Origin of the sequence: Coleofasciculus sp. D1-CHI-01 (assembly GCF_040218875.1) — a bacterium.
Lineage (GTDB): Bacteria > Cyanobacteriota > Cyanobacteriia > Cyanobacteriales > Coleofasciculaceae > Coleofasciculus.
The window spans coordinates 52,237-72,767 of sequence record NZ_JAVJQP010000146.1; the positions used below are offsets into that span (position 1 = coordinate 52,237).

A 20,531-nucleotide genomic window follows, 5' to 3' on the forward strand; every position below is an offset into this window, starting at 1 on the left:
TTTACCAAAAGTGGCGGGAAGCCCACCTTCTTTTAGAGGGAGGGAAAACCACTTACCGCCGAGTTCAGAGTCATCGTTAATTGTAATTGTGCCATGAACCCTGAATCGGAAATCACCCTGATTTGGCGAGGGATGAATTTAACCGGATCTAAGATAGATGTGCGTCACCAGGAGGTTCTATGAATAAAAGACGCGAGATTTTCGCCCCCCACAGCCGTTCAAGGCGTAGACAACGAAGACGACAAATCGCTCTAGTCGCTGGAGTCGGACTCGCCGGTCTAATTTGGGGAGGAACGCTGATAGGTGGTAAGTATACCAGGGGGCTGGGTCAATTGACCATCCGGCTACCATTTGTGCAGCATAATTCCTTTAACCCAGAAAAACAGAGCGACACGGCGGTTTTGCGACTCGCGTCTTTACCAGCGAACCAGCGAAAAGCCAAACTTGAGACGATCGCGCAAGGAAAAAATTCCATTGATAAGTCTCGGGCGCGTTATCTTTTGGCAGCGGATTTAATGGCACAAGACAAGGGCAAGGAGGCGCTGCGTTGGTTAGAGGGATTGGAGTTGGACTATCCTGTACTCGGTGGCTATATCGCGGTTAAACGCGCCCAAGCTTACGAACAAATTGGAGAGAAAACCAAAGCCCTAACGGAATGGCAAAACCTGCTGCAACGTTACGCTGATCAGCCCGTTGCGGCTTATGCGCTTCATGCTCTTTTCTCTAAGAAGTCTGAGTATCAGGAAGACGAGATCAAATCATTGTCCGCCAATCCGAGTTGGCAAGAGAAAATCCAGCAGATGTATGAACCGCCTATTGACGATCCCAAATACTGGGAGAAAGCCGTCGCCAACTACCCCTCTCATCCGCTGATTCTGGAGTTAGCCGGACAGCGCCTGCAAGAGAATCCCGATCAGCCTGAGTTGATGCTGCTGTTGGCTCGATATGCCTTTGATACCCCAGAGGTCACTCCAGATGTGACACCGATCTTAGACCAATTGGTGGGAAACTACGGTAGGGCAGTTGACTCCGATGATCAACCTCTAATTAAACCAGAGGATTGGCAAATGATCGCGGTGGGCTACTGGCGCGATCGGAAATATGGTCAAGCCAGCGCCGCTTATGCCAAAGCTCCCGAAACATCCAATAATGCCTATTTAGTGGCAAGAGCCCTGAAATTTGCCCAGCAGTACGCGGACGCTAAACGGGCATACAAACAGATGGTGAGTGATTTTCCCGACGCCGAGGAAACACCCGCTGCCCTGATTGAACTGGCGCAACTGCAACCGGATATTGAGGCAGTTCCCTATCTAGACGAAGTGGTTGAACGCTTCCCCGAACGCGCTGGGGAAGCCCTTTTGGTCAAAGCCGAAACCCTGGAACGCCTAGGAAGTTATCAAGCCGCCGAGGAAGCCCGAAAACAATTGATTGATGAGTATGGCGAGTCTGACGCCGCCGCCGCCTACCGTTGGCAAGTAGCGCGATCGCACGCTGAATCCGGCAATGTCGAGGCAGCATGGGAATGGGCAGAACCGATTACCACGGAAAATCCCCATGGTTTCCTGGCACGTCAGGCTGGATTTTGGGTAGGCAAATGGGCAAGGGAATTGGGACGCCGACAGGATGCCCAAGCCGCATTCGAGCAGGTGATTACCCACCACCCCCAGTCTTACTATGCGTGGCGCTCTGCCGTGAAGCTTGGTTGGGATGTGGGCGACTTTAAAACTGTCCGTCAACTTGATCCGAAACTGGTTCTGCCGAAAACTCGACCCCTGTTACCGGTGGGTTCAGCCGCCCTCAAAGAACTCTATTTACTGGGTGAAGACGAAGATGCTTGGATACTTTGGAAAGCCGAATTCCAAAATCGCCTCGAACCCACTGTCGCTGAACAGTTTACTGATGGCTTGGTGCAGTTGGCAATCGGAGATTACTTGAGCGGCATTTCTACCCTTGCCAGCTTAGAAGATCGGGATACCCCCAAAGAACAAGCGCAGTACCAAGACTTACAGGAAAAATTCACCTACTGGCAAGCCCTCTATCCCTTTCCTTTCTCAGATAAGATCTCAACCTACTCCCAAAAGCGGCAACTCAATCCTCTATTGGTAACTGCCCTAATTCGCCAAGAATCTCGCTTTGAACCCGATATTCGGTCGGGTGCTGGTGCTGTCGGTTTAATGCAAATGATGCCCAGTACAGGGGAGTGGGCAGCAGAAAATATTGATATGGAGAATTATTCTCTAGAAAATCCAGACGATAACATCAAACTGGGAACCTGGTTTCTGCGAGAAGTTCACCAGTCTTATAACGACAACTCCTTACTCGCGATCGCCAGTTACAACGCGGGTCAAGGGAATTTGTCAAAATGGCTGCAACAAAAAAGTGCTGGTGATCCAGATGAGTTTGTTGAATCCATTCCTTTTGATGAAACCAGAGATTATGTGAAGCAGGTGTTTGGGAACTATTGGAATTATTTACGGTTGTATGATCCCAATGTTGCCCAGCAAGTTGCCCAACATTCTCAGAGTCAGTCCACGGCAATGCGTCGTTGAGGGAGCAGTGTAGAGACGTGCCATGGCACGTCTGGGAGCAGGGGAAGAAAACATTCAATGCTTACTTTGTGTACCAGAAGCAGCCAAATACTGATACAGTTATAACGATAGAACTGTTAATTCTGTAATTCAATTAATAGGGAATGGATTCGACTGCTAATTTGCCAGGGGCATTGACTACCCTTGACCAGAGTCCAGTTGTCGCGACTTCTGAGCTAAGCAAAGTCTATCGCACTGGCTTTTGGCTGAATCAAAAAATTGAATCACTGAAAAACTGTTCTCTCTGTGTTGAACCGGGAGAGACGTTTGGCTTGCTTGGTCCGAATGGGGCAGGTAAAACGACGCTATTGAAAATTTTACTGGGGATTGTCCGTCCTACCTCTGGACGGGCTTGGCTGATGGGAAAACCCATTGGCGATCGCGGAGTAAAGCAGCGAATCGGGTATTTGCCAGAAAATCCCTATTTCTATGACTATCTGACAGGTTGGGAATTCTTGCAACTGACCGCCGGGTTGTTTCAAATCCCCAAAAGTCGTCAACGTCAACGCATTCCCCAATTGCTGGAGTTAGTTGGGTTATCGAAGTCGGCGGCGAAAAAAAAGCAGTTGCGACAGTATTCTAAGGGAATGCTTCAGCGCATCGGTATGGCACAAGCCCTGATCAATGACCCTGATTTAGTGTTTCTGGATGAGCCGATGTCGGGACTCGATCCCATGGGACGCTATCAGATCCGGGAAATTATTCTCTCACTCAAGGAGCAAGGTAAAACCATTTTCTTCAATAGCCACGTTTTATCCGATGTGGAGAAGATATGCGATCGCATTGCGATTCTGGCACAGGGAGAGTTAATTTGTGTTGGCACACTGGATGAACTTTTGGGTGTAGCGACTCATTACCAAGTTCGTGGGAAAGGCGGTAACCTCGACATTCTCCAGCGCTGGGTTAAGGAACTGGCATTCGAGGAAGATCGCTGGTACGGTGAACTCAAAGGCGAACCCCAAGAATTTATTGCCAGTCTGCGCCTGATGGGAGCGCAATTAATCGAGATTACCCTAGCACGTTCCTCGTTAGAGGAATTTTTCATGCAGCAGTTACAGCAGCGGGGGATTGAATCGAGCCATTAGCAGGGAGATGGGGGAGATGGGGAGCAGAGGGAGATGGGGAGCAGAGGGAGCAGGGGAAGCAGAGGGAGCAGAGGGAGCAGGGGAAGCAGGGGGAGCAGGGGGAGCAGAGGGATTATAAATGACCAATGACCAATGACCAATGACAACTAGACAGTGATCCTATATTTGTTTTAGACTAAAAGGCTACTTGCTCAATTTCAAAGATCTACCATAGGTTTGGTGAACCTATTGTCAGGTTATACAAAACTCTAAGAAAAACCGTTAATCATTTAGTGAGGGTATCTGGTGCGTTACCAAAGTATCTCTAAAAAAGAAGTCCAACAAAAAACCGTTACCCGTCGCACGGGTGCTTACGCCCTGATGGATAGTCTGAAGCGTCATGGGGTTGAGCATATTTTTGGCTATCCCGGTGGTGCAATCCTGCCGATCTATGATGAACTGTATCAGTGGGAAGAGCGCGGGGAAATGCAACATTTCTTGGTTCGCCATGAACAGGGTGCGGCTCATGCGGCGGATGGATATGCCCGGGCGACAGGAAAAGTGGGTGTCTGTTTTGCGACATCGGGTCCTGGGGCGACAAACTTAGTTACAGGGATTGCTACCGCCCACATGGATTCGATTCCCTTGGTGGTGATTACCGGACAGGTGACACGGGCGGCGATTGGTTCGGATGCGTTCCAAGAAACGGATATCTTCGGCATTACGCTGCCGATTGTCAAACATTCTTATGTGGTGCGTGATCCTCGTGATATGGCGTGGATTGTGGCTGAAGCGTTCCATATTGCTAGTACCGGTCGTCCGGGTCCAGTGTTAATTGATGTTCCCAAGGATGTGGGGCTAGAAGAATTTGACTACACCCCTGTTGATCCGGGTATGGTTAAGCTGACGGGGTATCGTCCTACGGTTAAGGGAAATCCCCGGCAAATTAATCAGGCGTTGCATCTGATCCGAGAGTCGCAGCAACCGTTACTGTATGTCGGCGGCGGTGCGATTACAGCGAATGCCCATGAGCAAGTCAAGCAATTGGCAGAAACGTTCCAAATTCCAGTCACGACAACGCTGATGGGGAAAGGGGCGTTTGATGAATCTCATCCGTTGTCGGTGGGAATGTTGGGAATGCATGGCACGGCTTATGCTAATTTTGCCGTGAGTGAATGTGATTTACTGATTGCCGTCGGTGCGCGGTTTGATGATCGCGTTACTGGGAAGCTGGATCAGTTTGCTTGCCATGCTAAGGTGATTCATATCGATATTGACCCGGCGGAAGTGGGTAAAAACCGCGCCCCCCAAGTGCCAATTGTCGGCGATGTGCAGCAGGTGCTGGCTAAGTTATTACGGCGCTACGAGGAACAGGAAATTCCGGCTGATCCGAACCAAACTCAGGCATGGCTGAAGCGAATTCAGCGTTGGCGTCAAGAGTATCCCTTAGAAGCGCCCCAGTATCCCGATACGATTTCGCCGCAAGAGGTGATTGTGGAGTTGGATCGGCAAGCCCCAGATGCATACTACACCACGGATGTGGGTCAGCATCAGATGTGGGCAGCGCAATTTCTGAAGACGGGACCGCGCCGTTGGATTTCCAGTGCTGGTTTAGGCACAATGGGATACGGAGTTCCTGCGGCTATGGGTGTGAAGGTTGCCCTACCGGATCAGCAAGTGGTTTGTGTGGCGGGTGATGCTTCGGTACAAATGAATATTCAGGAGCTAGGAACCATAGCACAGTATGGCATTAGTGTCAAGACTGTGATTATTAACAATGGCTGGCAAGGAATGGTGCGCCAGTGGCAAGAGGCGTTTTTTGGACAGCGGTATTCGTCCTCGAATATGGAAATAGGAATGCCGGATTTTGTTATTCTGTGCCAAGCTTATGGGGTCAAGGGCATGGTGGTGAAGCATCGCGACGAACTCAAGGACGCGATCGCCGAAATGTTAGCGTATGATGGTCCGGTGTTGTTGGATGTCCGCGTCACCAAGAATGAGAATTGTTATCCGATGGTTGCACCGGGTAAGAGTAATGCCCAAATGATCGGATTGCCAGAACGCCGCCAGCAAGAACAGGTGGCTGAGGTGGTCGATTGCAGTAACTGTGGGACTCAGAATCCAACCACAAATCATTTCTGTCCGGTTTGTGGGACGAAACTGTAATCAGTTACTGGGAAATTGGATAGTCAAAAGTCCCTTGCACTTGTGGGGGGCTTTTTTGGTGCTGTTTTCTCTATTAGGGGTGCTGAATAAATAAGTTAATCTTAAACGGCGCGAGGCTCCTGGCGGTTTAGCTGAATGTCTACAACTAGCTGGTAGTCGGGACTTCAATGCTTCTGGCACAAGGTTTACCAACAACGAATCTAGGTTAGTTGAGGTTAATAGTCCTCAAATTCAATAGAATCGAGCAGGCTAATACTGATTGGTGAGACTTTCTGAGCTATTTCCGGCGAATTTGAGAATACATCATTCTCGATATGCGGATAGTCGCACTGGGGAGAAAATCCATGGTTTCTTGTAGGTGTATTGTCTTGCCTATCTCCATCTCCGTGTTGCCCTGGAATATAACTATAGTGAGTAATCCAGCTATCGTTAACTTGTTGGATATGGCGCAGTTCATGTTCATTGGCGGCAAACAACCAATGTCCATCCGAATGAAAGGCAAACACACTGGCTAGATGACAGTGATAGGATTCATAATACTTGGGACAACTCCCAGACGCAGAACATTGACTATCAAAAAAGGGACAGTGTATGGTGGAACAGACATTGATTGTAGCTTGTATAACGTTCAAACGCTTCATAGATTTACCCCTGGCTGATTTGTGGCTAAAGCACTTTTCCCGCCCTAAAAATGTAGTTATATATACTATAATTATATTGTCAAGAGTTGGGAAGTGAAAACCGCAGCTCCTCGGAAATGGTTAAGGGTGAGCAGATCACAATCCCTTCCGTCTGTGGTGGTCAACGCATCGCGGGTTTCGGAAGTATGAGGTAGTTTAGCCATGACGCGACTTAGGGAATAATAATATCCACCTCCGAGACACCCGATCGCTCGGCTTGCTGACAACGCTGCTGGTAAAATTGAACCACGCGATCGCGATCGTCCCATTGCCACAGTTGAGTGAAAATCTGCTGCGCTTTGGTATACTCTTTCTCCACATACAGATGCACCCCCCGTTCAAACTCCGTCCGAGTTTGTCGCTTCAATTCAATCAGTGGCGGCGGGTTACCATCAAACACCTCAAATATCGCGATCGGTTGGAGTTTTCCTTTCACCGTCACTCGACCTAAGAAACGATAACTATAATGGTGAGCATTTGTCAACCCATTTAACGTTTCTTCGCTAATTAAAATCTCCACCCCAAAAACCTTAGTTAATCCCTCCAAACGCGAGGCTAAATTCACCGCATCCGAAATCACTGTTGTATCCATTCGCTGAGACTCTCCCACCGTTCCCAACATTAAACTCCCTGTATGCAAACCAATCCCAATTGCAATCGGTTCATACCCACAGGTTTGACGGTGATCATTATACAAACTGACTTGCTTTTGCATCTCAATTGCCGCTTGTACTGCATCATCAGCCATCTGGGGAAATAATGCCATTACCGCATCGCCAATATATTTATCAATAAATCCACGATAATTGCGAATTACGGGACTCACACGACCTAAATATGAATTCAGAAAATCAAAATTTGCTTTCGGTGACAATTGTTCCGACAAACTGGTAAACGAACGAATATCGGCAAATAAAATAGACATTTCTTTTTGCACCTGATCCCCTAATTGCACATCCACAATACTTTCTCGTTCCAAAAATTGCAGAAATTCATAAGGGACAAACCTTCCGTAAGCGGCATTGATTTTAGCTAAGCGGAGATGGGTTTTAATTCGGGCTAATAGTTCATTCTTTAACACAGGCTTGGTTAAATAATCATTCGCGCCAACCGCAAACCCCTCCACTAAATCAGAAATCTGGTTTTTCGCTGTTAACAAGACAATCGGTAGTTCATTGGGGAGAAATTGTTCCCGCAGTTTTTTACACAGTTCATACCCCGTCATTTGCGGCATCATTATATCCAGCAAAATTAGATCAGGTTTGAACCCTAAGCGAATCAACTCTAACGCTTCCAAGGCACTAGAGGCTTGGGTAATTGCATAATTTTGCAACGATAGATGATTGACAATTACCTGGAGATTCGTGGGTTCATCATCCACAATTAAAATGTGGAAGGTTCCCTCTGGAGTAACCGCCATCTCTTGAGCGATGAGAATGCGATCCGGGCTAACAGTTCGCGGTGTATAATCTTGCACCTGGGAGACTTCGACGGAGGATTGATAATCAACCTTTTCCTGAGATAAAGGCAGCGTAAATGTAAAGCGTGACCCCACTCCCACCGTAGACTCAACCTTAATTATCCCGCCGTGAAGTTCAACCAGTTGTTTGGTAATAGCTAAACCTAATCCCGTTCCTCCATAGTGGCGAGCAATGGAACCATCGGCTTGTTCAAACGATTCAAAAATGCGATCAATTTTGTCCAGTGGAATGCCAATTCCGGTGTCTATTACATGAATTTCCAGCATATCATTAACTGGCGTCGCGGAAACTTCAATGGTTCCCTGTTCCGTAAACTTAATCCCATTACTGACTAAATTATATAAAATCTGTTGAACACGGTTTTCATCGGCATCAACCGGGGGAGTCTCTGGATTGATACTATTGATTAACTCGATCGGTTTCTTACCCACCAGCGGTTGAGAAATGGTTAACACTACATGAGTTACTTCTCGAATTCCGATAGGTTTAATATTCAGTTGTAGGTTATGGTGTTTGAGTTGCGAGAAATCCAGTAAATCATTAACAAGCTGGTGCAATCGTCTGCCACTGGAAACAATGAGCGACAAGTTAAACCGAGTCGCATCCGATAGGTTTCCTGTTACTCCATCAATCAACGATTCGGCAATGCCAATAATTCCATTCAAGGGAGTTTTAAGTTCATGAGATGTGTTCGCTAAAAATTCATCCTTAAGCTGATCGAGTCGTTGTAAGACAGTATTTTTTGTTTCTAATTCTATGGCATAATCTTGCAGGAGGTGATGAGCTTGGGTAAATCGACGCTCTAACAGAATGCCCAAGATGAGAATAAAAAGTAATGTTCCCCAAGGATAAAGTTTTTGATACCAGTTCACCCACTCTAGGCGATAAATCAAAATATCATTAATGGCGGATAGGGTGAGCAGACTAAATCCTAATGTAAAGAGTTTAGCTTCAACGTTACCCGTCCGAGAAATTTGCACTGCCTTGGTTAAAATCATTATCGCACTGGCTAAAAACAAGAATTGAGCCAAAGTGACGGTTTGACTCCAAGAAAAGGTGTGAGTGGTGACTAAGGTTAACGCGGCTACGGCATAAGCCAGATGAATTTTCCAGAGATGGCGAATAATAGACTGGCATCTCATCTTAAACATTTCTTGAAAGAAAAGACAACCACTTACAGGTATCAGATAGAATGATGTATATTCCCAGAAGCGTAATGCTTCTAGATGATTAATAAATACAGGGATAAAAAAAGACCGCGATAGGGTATATATACCGATCATCGTTGTTAAAACACCAAAGTAAAAGTATGATTTTTTTTCGGGGCGGCTTAAAGACAATCCCAGAATGATTAATCCTAACGCAAAAAATAGAATACCGAGTAATGCATGGCTTTGTTGTTGAAAGAAACGTTTAATTACAGTATTGTGATTACCCAAGACAACGCGATCAAATAATCCGATATAAATTGAAGCATTTTCTCCGACATACACCCGAAATAAGAGGGTTTGATGCTGAAATCCTGGCTCAAGTTGAACGAGTGGCAATTGATAGTCTGTTAGTATGGCTTGTCCAGCCGCATTGAGTGACCATTGATTATAGAGATGTTGCTCTCCTAAATATACATCTAATATATAAGGTACAGCGCCAAAATAGAGAGTCGGTGAGTGCCATTTTTTAGCGGGTAAAGGAACACGCAACCACAGAACTTGAACATTTTTATGGCTTGGTTTTTGGAGTTTTCCGGGAAACTGAAATGACTGCCATTGTTCACGAGATATCGGATTCTGCGTCGCTTCTGAAAGCCTGGGTTGTTGGTGATAAAAATCACCCCAATGATATTGCCATCCCTGAGTTATTTCTACCAGTGAGGATGAAACTGGCGCAACTGGAGATTGAGCTGAACCAGATACCGTGTAGACGACTAGGCAACTGAATAGTGTTAAAATAAATGCGCCTAGATAAGAAAGTCGAGGTTTTTGAGGTAGCCGATGTGAGCGCAATTGCTTCCATCGTTGCTTTATCCATGCACCCCTAGTCATAGTAGAGTCCCTGTTGTGATTGCTGCTATCCTATTCCTATTGTGAGGCAAGCGGACAGAGTTGGCAGCATCCATACATCTGTGAATCTACTCGTGCGGAGTTGGCATTCTACCCACCTGACAAGAAAATGGTATTTATGCCGAAATGGTGATGCATCTCAGGTTCTAGTCAACTGACTAATTTTTATGAATTGACAAAATGTCTCATTGATGCTTTTAAAATTAACTTCGCAAAATTCCTCAAATTTTATGACTTTTTATCTATTTTAATTTTTATATTCAACGGGTTATGCTGAATTATGAATAAAGGCGGGTTGGGTGGCTCAGTTGTTGGTGACAAGCTAGGTTGAAGGGCGGGTTTTGTTGTTCCGTTGGTGGTGAGGAGGGCGGGTTTTGTTGTTCCGTTGGTGGTGAGGAGGGCGGGTTTTGTTGTTCCGTTATTTCAGCAATAGCTGACTTTAGTCCCTAAACCCGCCCCTACATCGCCCCTACAATATAACTATTTAATGATAAAGGACAAATTATCAATGACCAATGACAAATGACCAATGACCAATGACCAATGACAAATTACCAAGTTGGCGGTAGTCTCAGACATGATGATCCTACCTATGTGGTGCGACAAGCAGACGCCCAACTCTATGAGGCGGTAAAAGCGGGTGAATTTTGTCATGTTCTTAGCCCTCGACAAATGGGCAAATCTTCTCTCCTTGTCAGAACTAAGTATCGTCTGGAAGCCGAAGGATTCCGCTGTGGTGTTCTGGATATGACCACAATCGGTGGTGAATATACGACGCCTGTACAGTGGTATAAGGGCGTTGTCACGCAGTTATGGTTGGCGTTCAATCTGCGGGGAAAGATTCATTTAAAATCTTGGTGGAAAGAGCGAGAAGATATCTCTTTTTTGCAACGATGCTGTCACTTTATTGAAGAAGCTTTGCTCGATCAATTCTCCAGTGAACGATTGGTCATCTTAATGGATGAAATTGATCGAATCCTCAGCATTGATTTCCCCATTGATGATTTTTGGGCTTTAATTCGATTTTGCTATAATCAACGCGCTATTAATCCTGACTATAATCGGATTGTCTTTGTCTTCTTTGGCGTCGCTGCACCATCGGACTTAATTCGCGATCGCAGCCGGACTTCTTTTAATATTGGTCAAGCCATAGAACTACAAGGGTTTAAACTCACAGAAGTACAACCCCTGATCCAAGGCTTAGACAGAAACGTCAATACGCCTGAGACGATTGTCCAAGCAATTTTGGCGTGGACATCGGGTCAGCCATTTCTTACCCAGAAGTTGTGTAATTTAGTCTGGAAAACGGCAGAAAATACAGAATCGGAGAGGCTAGTTGTCCCGCCAGGTCAGGAATACAAGTGGGTAGAAAACCTGGTGCGATCGCGCATCATTAATAACTGGGCGTCTCAGGATGATCCCGAACATTTGAGAACGATTCAGAATCGGATTCAAGGGAATGGTCAACGGACGGGTAGAATGCTGGGTATTTATCAGCAGGTGTTACAAGGTGTGGAGATTGAGGTAGATGACTCGCGAGAAATAAGCGAACTTTTGTTATCGGGTTTGTTGGTTAAAAATCAGGGAATATTACAGGTAAAGAATAGAATTTATGCAGAAGTATTTAATCAAACCTGGGTAACCAAAAAATTAGTTTCCCTGCGTCCTTATGCTGACGCATTCAACGCCTGGATTACCTCAAAAAAACAGAATCAATCCCACCTGCTGCAAGGAAAGGCATTAAGAGAGGCATTAACCTGGTCTCAAGGGAAGAGTTTGAGTGATCTAGATTATCAGTTTTTAGCGGCGAGTCAAGAATTAAATCGACGAGACATTCAGAACGCCCTCAAAGCGATTGAAAAAGCCAACTCTCTGCTGTCATCGGCGACCAAGAAAGCTAAAACAGAACCAATCAGACATCGACTGTGGCGCGGATGGATTGGCGTGATCAGCCTTAGCACAACTATTCTGGTAATTCTGTTACGTTTAACAGGATTGTTGCAAGGTTTAGAATGGGATGTTTGGGACAATTTTTTTCGAGTTCGCCCCTTAGAACCCCCTGATCCACGGATTGTGATTGTCACCATTGATGAAAATGATATCACTCAAGTTGGACAGTGGCCCCTCCCGGATGCAGTGTTGGCAGAAGCAATTACTCGATTAAATGCGGATAATCCGCGTGTCATTGGTTTAGATGTGTATCGAGATTTGCCTGTCGAACCCGGACATCAAGAATTAGTTGAGCTATTTGAGTCTACTCCTAATCTGATTGGTGCAGAGAAAGTTGTTGGTAATTCCGTGAATCCTCCTCCAAGTTTAAATCAGTTGGGACAAGTCGGTTTTGTGGATATGGTATTGGATGCAGATGGCAAAGTCCGTCGAGGGTTAATATCTGTTCAATTGGCGGATCAACTTCATCTGAGTTTCAGCTTAAAACTAGCATTGCAGTATCTAGAAGCCCAAGGAATTACACCTCAAACTCAAGAACAGCATCGTTGGCAATTGGGTCAGGCGATATTTTTACCCTTGGATAAAAATGATGGCGGCTATGTGCGGGTTGATACTGGCGGCTATCAGATCCTATTAAACTATCGTGGCTCTTTAGAGGATTTTTACACCATCTCGCTTACTGATTTACTAGAGAATCAGATTCCTGTAGAATTAAAGCGTGATCATGGGTTTACCGGACGGGTTATATTAATTGGCGCGATCGCAACCAGCCTGAAGGACTTTTTCTATACCCCCTACAGTGGGAGTTTGTCTCGCACACCACAAGGGATGGCGGGTGTGGTGGTTCATGCTAATTTAACCAGCCAGATTTTAAGTGCAGCCCTAGATAATCGTCCCCTAATCCGGACATGGAGTGAATTCCAAGAGGGGTTGTGGGTTTTGCTGTGGTCTTTAATCGGTACAGTATTAAGTTGGCGGTTGCAGTCTCCTCAGCGGGTGGCGTTGGGAATTGCGATCGCAGGTTTAGTATTAGTCGCCATTGCCTATAACGCCTTCTTACAGGGGTGGTGGATACCAGTGATTCCGCCAATCCTAGGATTAATTCTATCCGCGATCGCACTGTCTTGGTTTACCAGCAAGCAAATCGAAAAACTCCAACTCCGTCGCATTCTAGAGTTACTCACCCAAGACTACTCCACATCTCCGGCGGCGGTACGGATTGCTCTAGAATATCTGAAAAAGTCAGAACGCGAAAGCAATCACGCCTTGATTGAAGAATGTCTCCCGAACAGGGAATAGAGAGATGAGGGAGATGGGGGAGATGGGGGAGATGGGGGAGATGAGGGAGATGGGGGAGATGGGGAAGTTAACTCAAAATTCTACCTTACCTGTTCCCTGTTCCCTGTTCCCTGTTCCCTGTTCCCTGTTCCCTGTTCCCTGTAATTTCTTGAGATTCAACGCGCTCAATTACACCCGTTACAGTTGGGTCATTGGGATCAAGCGACTGTTGACAAATTAAACTAATAGACCATTGATATGGCGTGTTTGTCTTTAGATCAGGCGCATCTTCTGGTAATAGAAAGCTAAACTCACTCCCGGTTTTTGGTAATGTGATGATTGTCTGGTAATCGTACTCTTCCTCAGCATCCTTTAAACTAAAAAACACTTTCCGCGCTACTGTTTCTGGGATATAAAGTGAGAATGTAGGACGTTGGGCGATCGTTTCACTCTCAACTGGCATCAAAACCGAAAATCCTGGTGTACCTTCAGCCACCTCATCTTGGGTACAATAACCACCATCACGAGTTCCTGCTCCTTTTGTATCATCATCTGGACTGTCATCTCCAGGAGGTGTAAAAGGTTCATTATTATTCGGATCTGTCACAGCTTGAGTTTGGGCGACCAGACTAGGAACAATCGCCAATTCTAAAGGTAGTGTGATGGACAATAGAATTAAAGGGAAACGCCAACTAAGCCACTTTACACTGAAAAAATGAAAGGGTTTCATGGATCTAAAATTGATACAGGGGTCTAAAATTAATACAGTTACTCTAGAGATAGACTCGTTTAAGTGACGGTCTATCCACCTGAAGATTTAATTGTTTGTTTCAGCAAGATCTTCCGAAATTGCTGTTACCCTATTTGTGGAGTTGTCTAAAAATTGTATTATAACATTTAGCAAAAATAGCATCCACCAAAAGGCAGAAGATAGAGGGACTGGCGGAGCTGGGGAAGATGAGGAAGATGGGGAAGATGAGGAAGATGGGGAAGATGGGGGAGATGAGGGAGATTGTGTAGGGGCGGGTTTTACCACTAACGTTTCGTTTTCACCCTGATATCACTAAACCCGCCCCGACCTGACCGTTCAATTATCACAAATGACGAATGAAAAATGAAAAATGAAAAATGAAAAATAACTTATAACCAATTGCCAACTAAAATAAAGGGTGCCCAGTAGTAGGGATGCTGGTATTGATTTTGCTGGAGTAGAAATAACTGAGCTTGACGCAAGGCTTCAGCGCGATTAGTATCAGGCTGAGTTAAATTATTGTACAGTTGAATCATCGCCTGAGCCGTTGATTTATCTTTGACTGACCATAACGTGCCAATGGTACTGCGGGTTCCAGATCGCACCGCTAATCCCGCTAATCCTAACGCCGCTCGTTGATCACCATTTGCGGTTTGACACGCACTGAGAACCAGGAGTTCAATCGGGGGAGAATTGTCTTGGTTTTTACCTTTGAGGAGTTGAGAAAGGGTATTGGCATTAAACCGTTTATCCCAGGTGAGGATAAAGGTATCTTCCAGATTTGAACTAAATTGACCATGGGTAGCCAGGTGAACCACACTCACCGGAACTGTGTTAATTTTGTTCTCTAAGGCGGTGCTGGTAAAGGCTTGATTTAATAGAACATTGGATGGAATATTTGTACTAACTTGTTCAATTTCATCTTCGACAGCCGGTAACGCCGAAAACCCTAGACGTGGTTCACTTAATCCGCCAGTCAGGGAACGCAGTTGCAGTTGAGTTAGCGATCGCGGCTCTAGTAATTGTAACCCTGGCGTTAAGGCAATGCTATACTTCTCGATTAAATACTGTTGACCATCATGGAGTGCAGCCATTGGCACATTCCGCAACACACCATCTAGAACAAAGACTAAGGTTTTGATATTCTGTTGGTTAAACTGAGTCTCTACAGGTCGAATTAACCAATTATAAATGGTTTGAGAAATCGTCAGGCGTTTGCGGTTCGAGTAGGCAATATTCATTGACTGTCGCAGTTGATTCACCGTCTCTTCAATCTCAGCTTGAGGTAACGCTGTGCTATAGGTTTCTAAAGGCTGTCCAGGTAAGGAAAGAATCACCGCGATTCGGTCTGGTAAAATAATCGGATAAATCACCGCCGTTTGGGTATCGCTATCCTCAATAACTGTATCAATTTGCTCGGATTTAGCATCTAAGCAGGAGGTGCGAAAGTAGTTCTCTAGTTCGGCTAACTGGAGAGATTCAATCACATTACGCGCCCGGTTTAGGTTATCCGGTGAGGGACGTTCTAACAATAAACGGACTAAATTCCGGTAGATGGGTTCAATTTGTTCTTGAAACGAAAACTGCACATCGGGGTTCATCGCCACTAAATCTCCCCGAATCGATTGTAGCAGTTCAAAGGCGTCTTGATTGGCAGTAATCGCGGCGTTTAGATCTCCAGTTTGCTGATAAAGTTGGGTCAGTTGCCATTGCCATTGATAGGAAATATCTCTGGCGTTAATGGTTTGGGAAAAAAGCAGAGCTTTTTGGATTAAGCGTTCAGATTCTAACCATTGCTGGTTGATTTTATAGAGTTTTCCTAGGGTTCCTAGGGCTAAGGATTCAGCGCGGATATCGTTTAAGGCTTTGGCTTGGGTAATGGTTTTGGCGAGGAGTTGAGCGATGTCTTCTGATGTGATAGATTCTGGAGAATATCCCGCTGAATTGTCTAGGAGTTCGATTAAACTTTCTGCCCAATTCACCTGAGCATAGATAGCATATCGACTGGAAGATAATTGGGAGAGATTGTGCTGAATTGGCGTAAATAAGGCTTGTGCTTGATTAAACTGCTGTTGACGAATCAGTAACTTAAATTGGTTGAGTTGGGCTTCGAGTTGGTTTAAGGGATTGGTTGCCGTTTTTGCCGCTTTATGGTAATAATTGATAGCCGCATCCCTATCGCCTAACACTCGTGCCGTATTACCCAGATTCAAGAAAGCGGCGCTGATATTGGCGGGGGAATTGAGAGTTTGGGCGATCGCTAAACTTTGCTTGAGGACGTTTTCAGCCTCGTCTAATTCCCCAATCGCTTGCCAAACCATCCCTAGGCTGCGTAATCCGGTGGCTTTAATTAGCGAATCTGGCTGTAGGGTGAGGGCTTGTTGTACCCGTTCTAAGACTTGTTGCGATCGCCTAAACATTCCCAAGCTTTGCAAGGCTTGCGCCTGATTGATTTGACACCCTAAGACACCGATAGCATCATCGGCTTGGGAATAGGCTGTCTCGGCGGCTTTCCAGGTTTGTAACGCGGCTTCCGATTGTCCGATTGCCAATTGCAGACTGCCTTTGGTATTTAATACTTGTGCTAAGAGTGCAGGATCGGTGGGAGTAGGGAGGATAGTCAGACTTTCCTCAATCGATTCTTTTGCCTGTTCCCATTGTCCCAGATGTTGATAGGCGAGGGACAGATAATTTAAGCTGATTGCCTGGTTAATGCGATCGCCTGCTTGTTGGTAAACCTGTTCCGCCGCTTGCCACGCCAGCACTGCATCAGCAAAGCGTCCCCGATCATAGTCAATTTTACCTTGGCTTAATCGGCTTACTGGATCAAGGGATTGAGCCAAATAAGAATCCTGTGGTTGGTTTGGCTGGGGGAGAGTCGAGGCATTTCCCAGGGCGACAGGAGATGCGATTATCCCCACAACGGTTAACCAGGCTAATCCTAAAAATAGTAGTCGTTTCCTCGCACGTCTTCCCAACCATCCCATAGATCCCATCCTGAATTTAAGCGTCTCAATCAGAGCAAGTTTCGTTACCCTTAAACCTTTATCCTACTCGGCGAGAAGACCTCGCCCATCCTTCGTATGCTCTCATTAAGTTTTTCCTTTTTCTTGAGTAAAGGATATTTACTATGAGCAATTCCTTCTTACCCAATTTTAAGGCGTGACCGCTTATTTCCAGCATAAAACAAGCTAAGATTTTCATACGGGCGTTGTTTCAACTCACGCCGTCGAACCGTCAACCGTCTTGCCTAACTCTCCTCCCCTCCGACTTATGCCTCAACCCCAATGGCACATTCAACCCTCTCCAGATGTTCCCCAATGGTTCCTCGATGCGGTTAAATCCTACGCCCCGGCATCAGAAGGATATTACGCCGCCCAATTATTATGGCAACGCGGAATTCGGGAGTTAAATCAATTAGCTGGATTTATTAATCCCGATTTATATCAACCCGCGAGTCCCTTTGAATTTGGTCAGGAAATGAAACGGGCGGTGCAACGATTGCAGCAAGCGCGGGATAAGGGAGAAAAAGTAGCAATTTGGGGAGACTTTGACGCAGATGGGATTACCGCAACCAGCGTTTTATGGGACGGATTGGGGCAGTTTTTACTGCAGAACCAACACCTTACCTATTACATTCCCAATCGTCTCACCGAATCTCACGGCTTGAATTGTTCGGGAATTGAGCAACTAGCAGAAGCGGGAACCCAACTGATTGTCACCTGCGATACAGGCAGCACCAATCTCAGCGAAATTGAGTATGCTTCTAAGTTAGGAATAGACATCATTATTACCGATCATCATACCTTGCCAGAGGATCGCCCAAACGTCGTTTCGATTATTAACCCCCGCTACTTTGCCGAAACCCATCCCCTGTTTCATCTCTCTGGTGTGGCGGTAGCGTATAAATTAGTTGAGGCACTGTATCAAACATTACCCGATAGTCCCCAACAACCTCTAGAAGACTTATTAGATTTAGTAGCAATTGGTTTAATTGCGGATTTAGTCCAACTGAGTGGTGATTGTCGCTATTTAGCCCAACGGGGAATTGAAAAGTTACAGCAACAATTGAAAACCCGCACCCGTCCCGGTGTAGCTAAACTTTTAGAACTCTGTCAGCGCAGTGGCGATCGCCCCACGGATATTTCCTTTGGCTTAGGTCCGAGAATTAATGCAGTCAGTCGGATTCAGGGGGATGCGTCTTTTTGTGTGGAATTATTAACCCGTCGCGATGAAGCCTATACTCAAACCTTAGCGTTAGAAACCGAATTAGCTAATAGTCGCCGCAAATCCTTACAGAAAGATATTACGGAACAGGTTAAACAAAAACTAGCACAACTTGACCTATCAACCACCTGTGTTATTGTTCTAGATGATCCCCAATGGTCAGCGGGAGTTTTAGGCTTAGTTGCGGGTCAAATTGCCCAAGAATATGGACGCCCGACGGTTTTATTAAGTACAGGTTACGAGTGGGGAGACGAAGGTGCAGAGGCGCAGGGACGCATAGACGTAGAGGAGACAAAGGAGAAAGGAGAGTTAACTCCACACTCCGTTAGGGCGGGTTTTGAACAAAGGTTATCACCAATAGGGCAACGAAATTCCCTAAACCCGCCCCTACACCCTCAAAACCAGGTTCCCTACGAGGGTGGCGAAGGGTCAACACTCAACACTTCGCCGATCGCCAGAGGTTCTGCCCGTTCAGTGAATGGAATTGACCTGTATGAATTAGTCCAATCCCAAGCCCATCTCTTACACCGATTCGGCGGACATCCCTTTGCCGCTGGGTTAAGTTTACCTGTGGAGAATATTCCCTTATTTAGCGAAGGGATTAATCAAAAGTTACGCCAACAACTCGCCGCCCAAGACGCCTTGTTAACCCCAGTTGTTACCGCTGATATTGTCGTAACTGTTGCGGCTTTAGGCAAAGCGTTATTCCAGGAACTTAAACTCTTAGAACCTTGTGGCATGGGAAATCCGGTTCCAAAATTGCTAATTGAAAACTGTTGGTTTGAATCAGTTTGGAATCGTAATACCCAGGACTTAAAGGGAAAAAAGGTACAATATATTAAAACCGAACTAGAAATCTGGGATGATTCTACAAGTATGGGATTTCCCGGTATCTGGTGGGGACATTATCGAGATGAAGTTCCCAAGGGTCGATGTAATGCGATTGTAGAACTGGATTATAATAACTTTAAAAAACGTCCCGAAGTGCGCTTAGTGGCGGTTCAATCGGGGGATAGGATTTCCTCGTTTAATCTTCCCAGTCAACTGGATTGGATTTTAGATTGGCGCGATGGGATGCAGGAGGATAGCGAGAACCTGCTGTCGATATCCAATCCTTTGACGCCACCCGCCTTAGTGGGCGAACCAGGAAAAAATCTCACCCCTGAACCCAGTGATCCGTTAACCGTTCGCGAATGTCCCATCAGTTGGGATGAATTGCAACTCTGGTTTAGACGGGCGATGCAAAGTGAACGGAAATTAGCGATCGCGTATCCGCCACCACCTCAACTCTCATCTCGCCCGGTGTGGGAGACATTAGTTGGACTAGCTAAATTCCTCAGTCGCACCGGGAAATCCGCTACCCTAGGGCAATTGCAAGACAAGTTAGAATTAAGCGATCGCACCTTACATCGGGGACTCACCGCCCTTTCTGGGTTAGGGTTTCAGGTGAAACACCAAGGCGGGTCAATCCAAATTAGTGGGTTGATTGGGGAGTTGGATGGAGACGCGATCGATCCAACCACACAGGAAAGCATTCAACTCTTTTTATCGGCTATCGAAGAAGAACAATTTTTGCGTCAGTATTTTTATCAGGTTCCCTTGTCCACCATTCATGGAATGTTAGCGCTATCAAAAAATAGGGGCTGCTGAAAAAGTGCTGTGGTGAGGGGGAGATGGGGAAGCTGGGGGAGCAGAGGGAGCAGAGGGAGCAGAGGGAGCAGAGGGAGCAGAGGGAGCAGAGGGAGCAGGGGTAGCAATGGTACATTTGCCCTGATAGTGGTGCAAGGATATGAAAAGGTTTGACCTTTTTTCCTTGAATTGTAATGCCGTAATAACAAGGGTTTCAGGCGTTGTTATTAGGGGTGTTTGACCGGGCATAATATGAACCCGTTTTAACGGGTTTTAGCTTTTAGCCGGAACTTTAGTTCCCGGCTTAGTGTTTTCAAATTTGACGAAAACGCAGCATCTGCAAAAGTTCCTCAGTATCCATTTCCAACGCTTCAGCAATATACTCTAATTCAGTATCAGTTGGTCTTGCCCCATCTTTGATTTCCTGGAGTCGGGCATCTGAGATAGGTGGATTCTCTTTATACTCTTCAGTCCATTCCAACCCTGCCACTAAGTCACTCAGTAGCGGCTTACCCAAAGCATCAACACGACGTTGAATTCGCTCAGTTGTCGCCTTTTGCAGCGTTCGCAGTTCCTCCATCCTTAAATGATCCAGGCTATCCAGGATTTTTTGCAACGTTAGTTGTGTTTTATTGGAGTCAGTCATGGGATTTATAA

Annotated in this window: 11 protein-coding genes; 6 read left to right on the forward strand and 5 right to left on the reverse strand. The window is 45.9% G+C overall.

The features are described 5' to 3' along the window. The first annotated feature begins 179 nt into the window (after positions 1–179). The 3 genes from RIB93_RS25760 (at position 180) to ilvB (ending at position 5,818) form a co-directional block, all read left to right on the forward strand. Positions 180–2,549, forward strand: a complete 2,370-nt coding sequence (locus tag RIB93_RS25760; protein ID WP_446377008.1) for a transglycosylase SLT domain-containing protein — start codon at positions 180–182, stop codon at positions 2,547–2,549. Between the two features lie 143 nt (positions 2,550–2,692). After that, the gene (locus tag RIB93_RS25765; RefSeq protein ID WP_446377010.1) at positions 2,693–3,673 is read left to right on the forward strand and encodes an ABC transporter ATP-binding protein; all 981 of its coding nucleotides are present in this window, start codon (positions 2,693–2,695) and stop codon (positions 3,671–3,673) included. 285 nt (positions 3,674–3,958) lie between these two features. Beyond that, the gene (gene ilvB, locus RIB93_RS25770; protein ID WP_446377012.1) at positions 3,959–5,818 is read left to right on the forward strand and encodes a biosynthetic-type acetolactate synthase large subunit; all 1,860 of its coding nucleotides are present in this window, start codon (positions 3,959–3,961) and stop codon (positions 5,816–5,818) included. Positions 5,819–6,033: 215 nt separating this feature from the next. Here ilvB and RIB93_RS25775 read toward each other — a convergent pair whose 3' ends face one another. Beyond that, a complete protein-coding gene (locus RIB93_RS25775; protein ID WP_446377014.1) occupies positions 6,034–6,459 on the reverse strand; it encodes a hypothetical protein in 426 nt (141 codons plus the stop codon). Between the two features lie 211 nt (positions 6,460–6,670). Further along, a complete protein-coding gene (locus tag RIB93_RS25780) occupies positions 6,671–10,021 on the reverse strand; it encodes an ATP-binding protein (protein WP_446377016.1) in 3,351 nt (1,116 codons plus the stop codon). A gap of 561 nt (positions 10,022–10,582) precedes the next feature. On the opposite strand from RIB93_RS25780, the gene RIB93_RS25785 reads away from it, so the two are divergent. Further along, positions 10,583–13,288, forward strand: a complete 2,706-nt coding sequence (locus tag RIB93_RS25785; RefSeq protein ID WP_446377018.1) for a CHASE2 domain-containing protein — start codon at positions 10,583–10,585, stop codon at positions 13,286–13,288. Between the two features lie 85 nt (positions 13,289–13,373). Here the strand turns inward: RIB93_RS25785 and RIB93_RS25790 are convergent, their stop codons facing one another. Continuing rightward, the gene (locus tag RIB93_RS25790; RefSeq protein WP_446377020.1) at positions 13,374–13,937 is read right to left on the reverse strand and encodes a DUF928 domain-containing protein; all 564 of its coding nucleotides are present in this window, start codon (positions 13,935–13,937) and stop codon (positions 13,374–13,376) included. A 151-nt stretch (positions 13,938–14,088) separates the two neighbouring features. Between RIB93_RS25790 and RIB93_RS25795 the strand changes: the two genes are divergently transcribed. Further along, entirely contained in the window at positions 14,089–14,325 is a 237-nt protein-coding gene (locus tag RIB93_RS25795; protein ID WP_446377022.1) for a hypothetical protein, read from the forward strand. An 82-nt stretch (positions 14,326–14,407) separates the two neighbouring features. On the opposite strand, the gene RIB93_RS25800 is transcribed toward RIB93_RS25795, so the two are convergent. Next, a complete protein-coding gene (locus RIB93_RS25800; protein WP_446377024.1) occupies positions 14,408–17,005 on the reverse strand; it encodes a CHAT domain-containing protein in 2,598 nt (865 codons plus the stop codon). Positions 17,006–17,291: 286 nt separating this feature from the next. Between RIB93_RS25800 and RIB93_RS25805 the strand changes: the two genes are divergently transcribed. Then, positions 17,292–19,895: a single-stranded-DNA-specific exonuclease RecJ gene (locus RIB93_RS25805; RefSeq protein WP_446377026.1), complete on the forward strand. Its 2,604-nt coding sequence runs from the start codon at positions 17,292–17,294 to the stop codon at positions 19,893–19,895. A gap of 292 nt (positions 19,896–20,187) precedes the next feature. On the opposite strand, the gene RIB93_RS25810 is transcribed toward RIB93_RS25805, so the two are convergent. Further along, entirely contained in the window at positions 20,188–20,520 is a 333-nt protein-coding gene (locus tag RIB93_RS25810; protein WP_446377028.1) for a hypothetical protein, read from the reverse strand. Positions 20,521–20,531: the final 11 nt, after the last annotated feature.

Bases quoted from the DNA above. Each gene is read 5' to 3' on its own strand.
- RIB93_RS25780 (WP_446377016.1), bottom strand. From the start codon at position 10,021: ATGACTAGGGGTGCATGGATAAAGCAACGATGGAAGCAATTGCGCTCA.
- RIB93_RS25760 (WP_446377008.1), top strand. From the start codon at position 180: ATGAATAAAAGACGCGAGATTTTCGCCCCCCACAGCCGTTCAAGGCGT.
- RIB93_RS25785 (WP_446377018.1), top strand. From the start codon at position 10,583: ATGACAAATTACCAAGTTGGCGGTAGTCTCAGACATGATGATCCTACC.
- RIB93_RS25775 (WP_446377014.1), bottom strand. From the start codon at position 6,459: ATGAAGCGTTTGAACGTTATACAAGCTACAATCAATGTCTGTTCCACC.
- RIB93_RS25800 (WP_446377024.1), bottom strand. From the start codon at position 17,005: ATGGGATGGTTGGGAAGACGTGCGAGGAAACGACTACTATTTTTAGGA.
- RIB93_RS25805 (WP_446377026.1), top strand. From the start codon at position 17,292: ATGCCTCAACCCCAATGGCACATTCAACCCTCTCCAGATGTTCCCCAA.
- RIB93_RS25810 (WP_446377028.1), bottom strand. From the start codon at position 20,520: ATGACTGACTCCAATAAAACACAACTAACGTTGCAAAAAATCCTGGAT.
- RIB93_RS25765 (WP_446377010.1), top strand. From the start codon at position 2,693: ATGGATTCGACTGCTAATTTGCCAGGGGCATTGACTACCCTTGACCAG.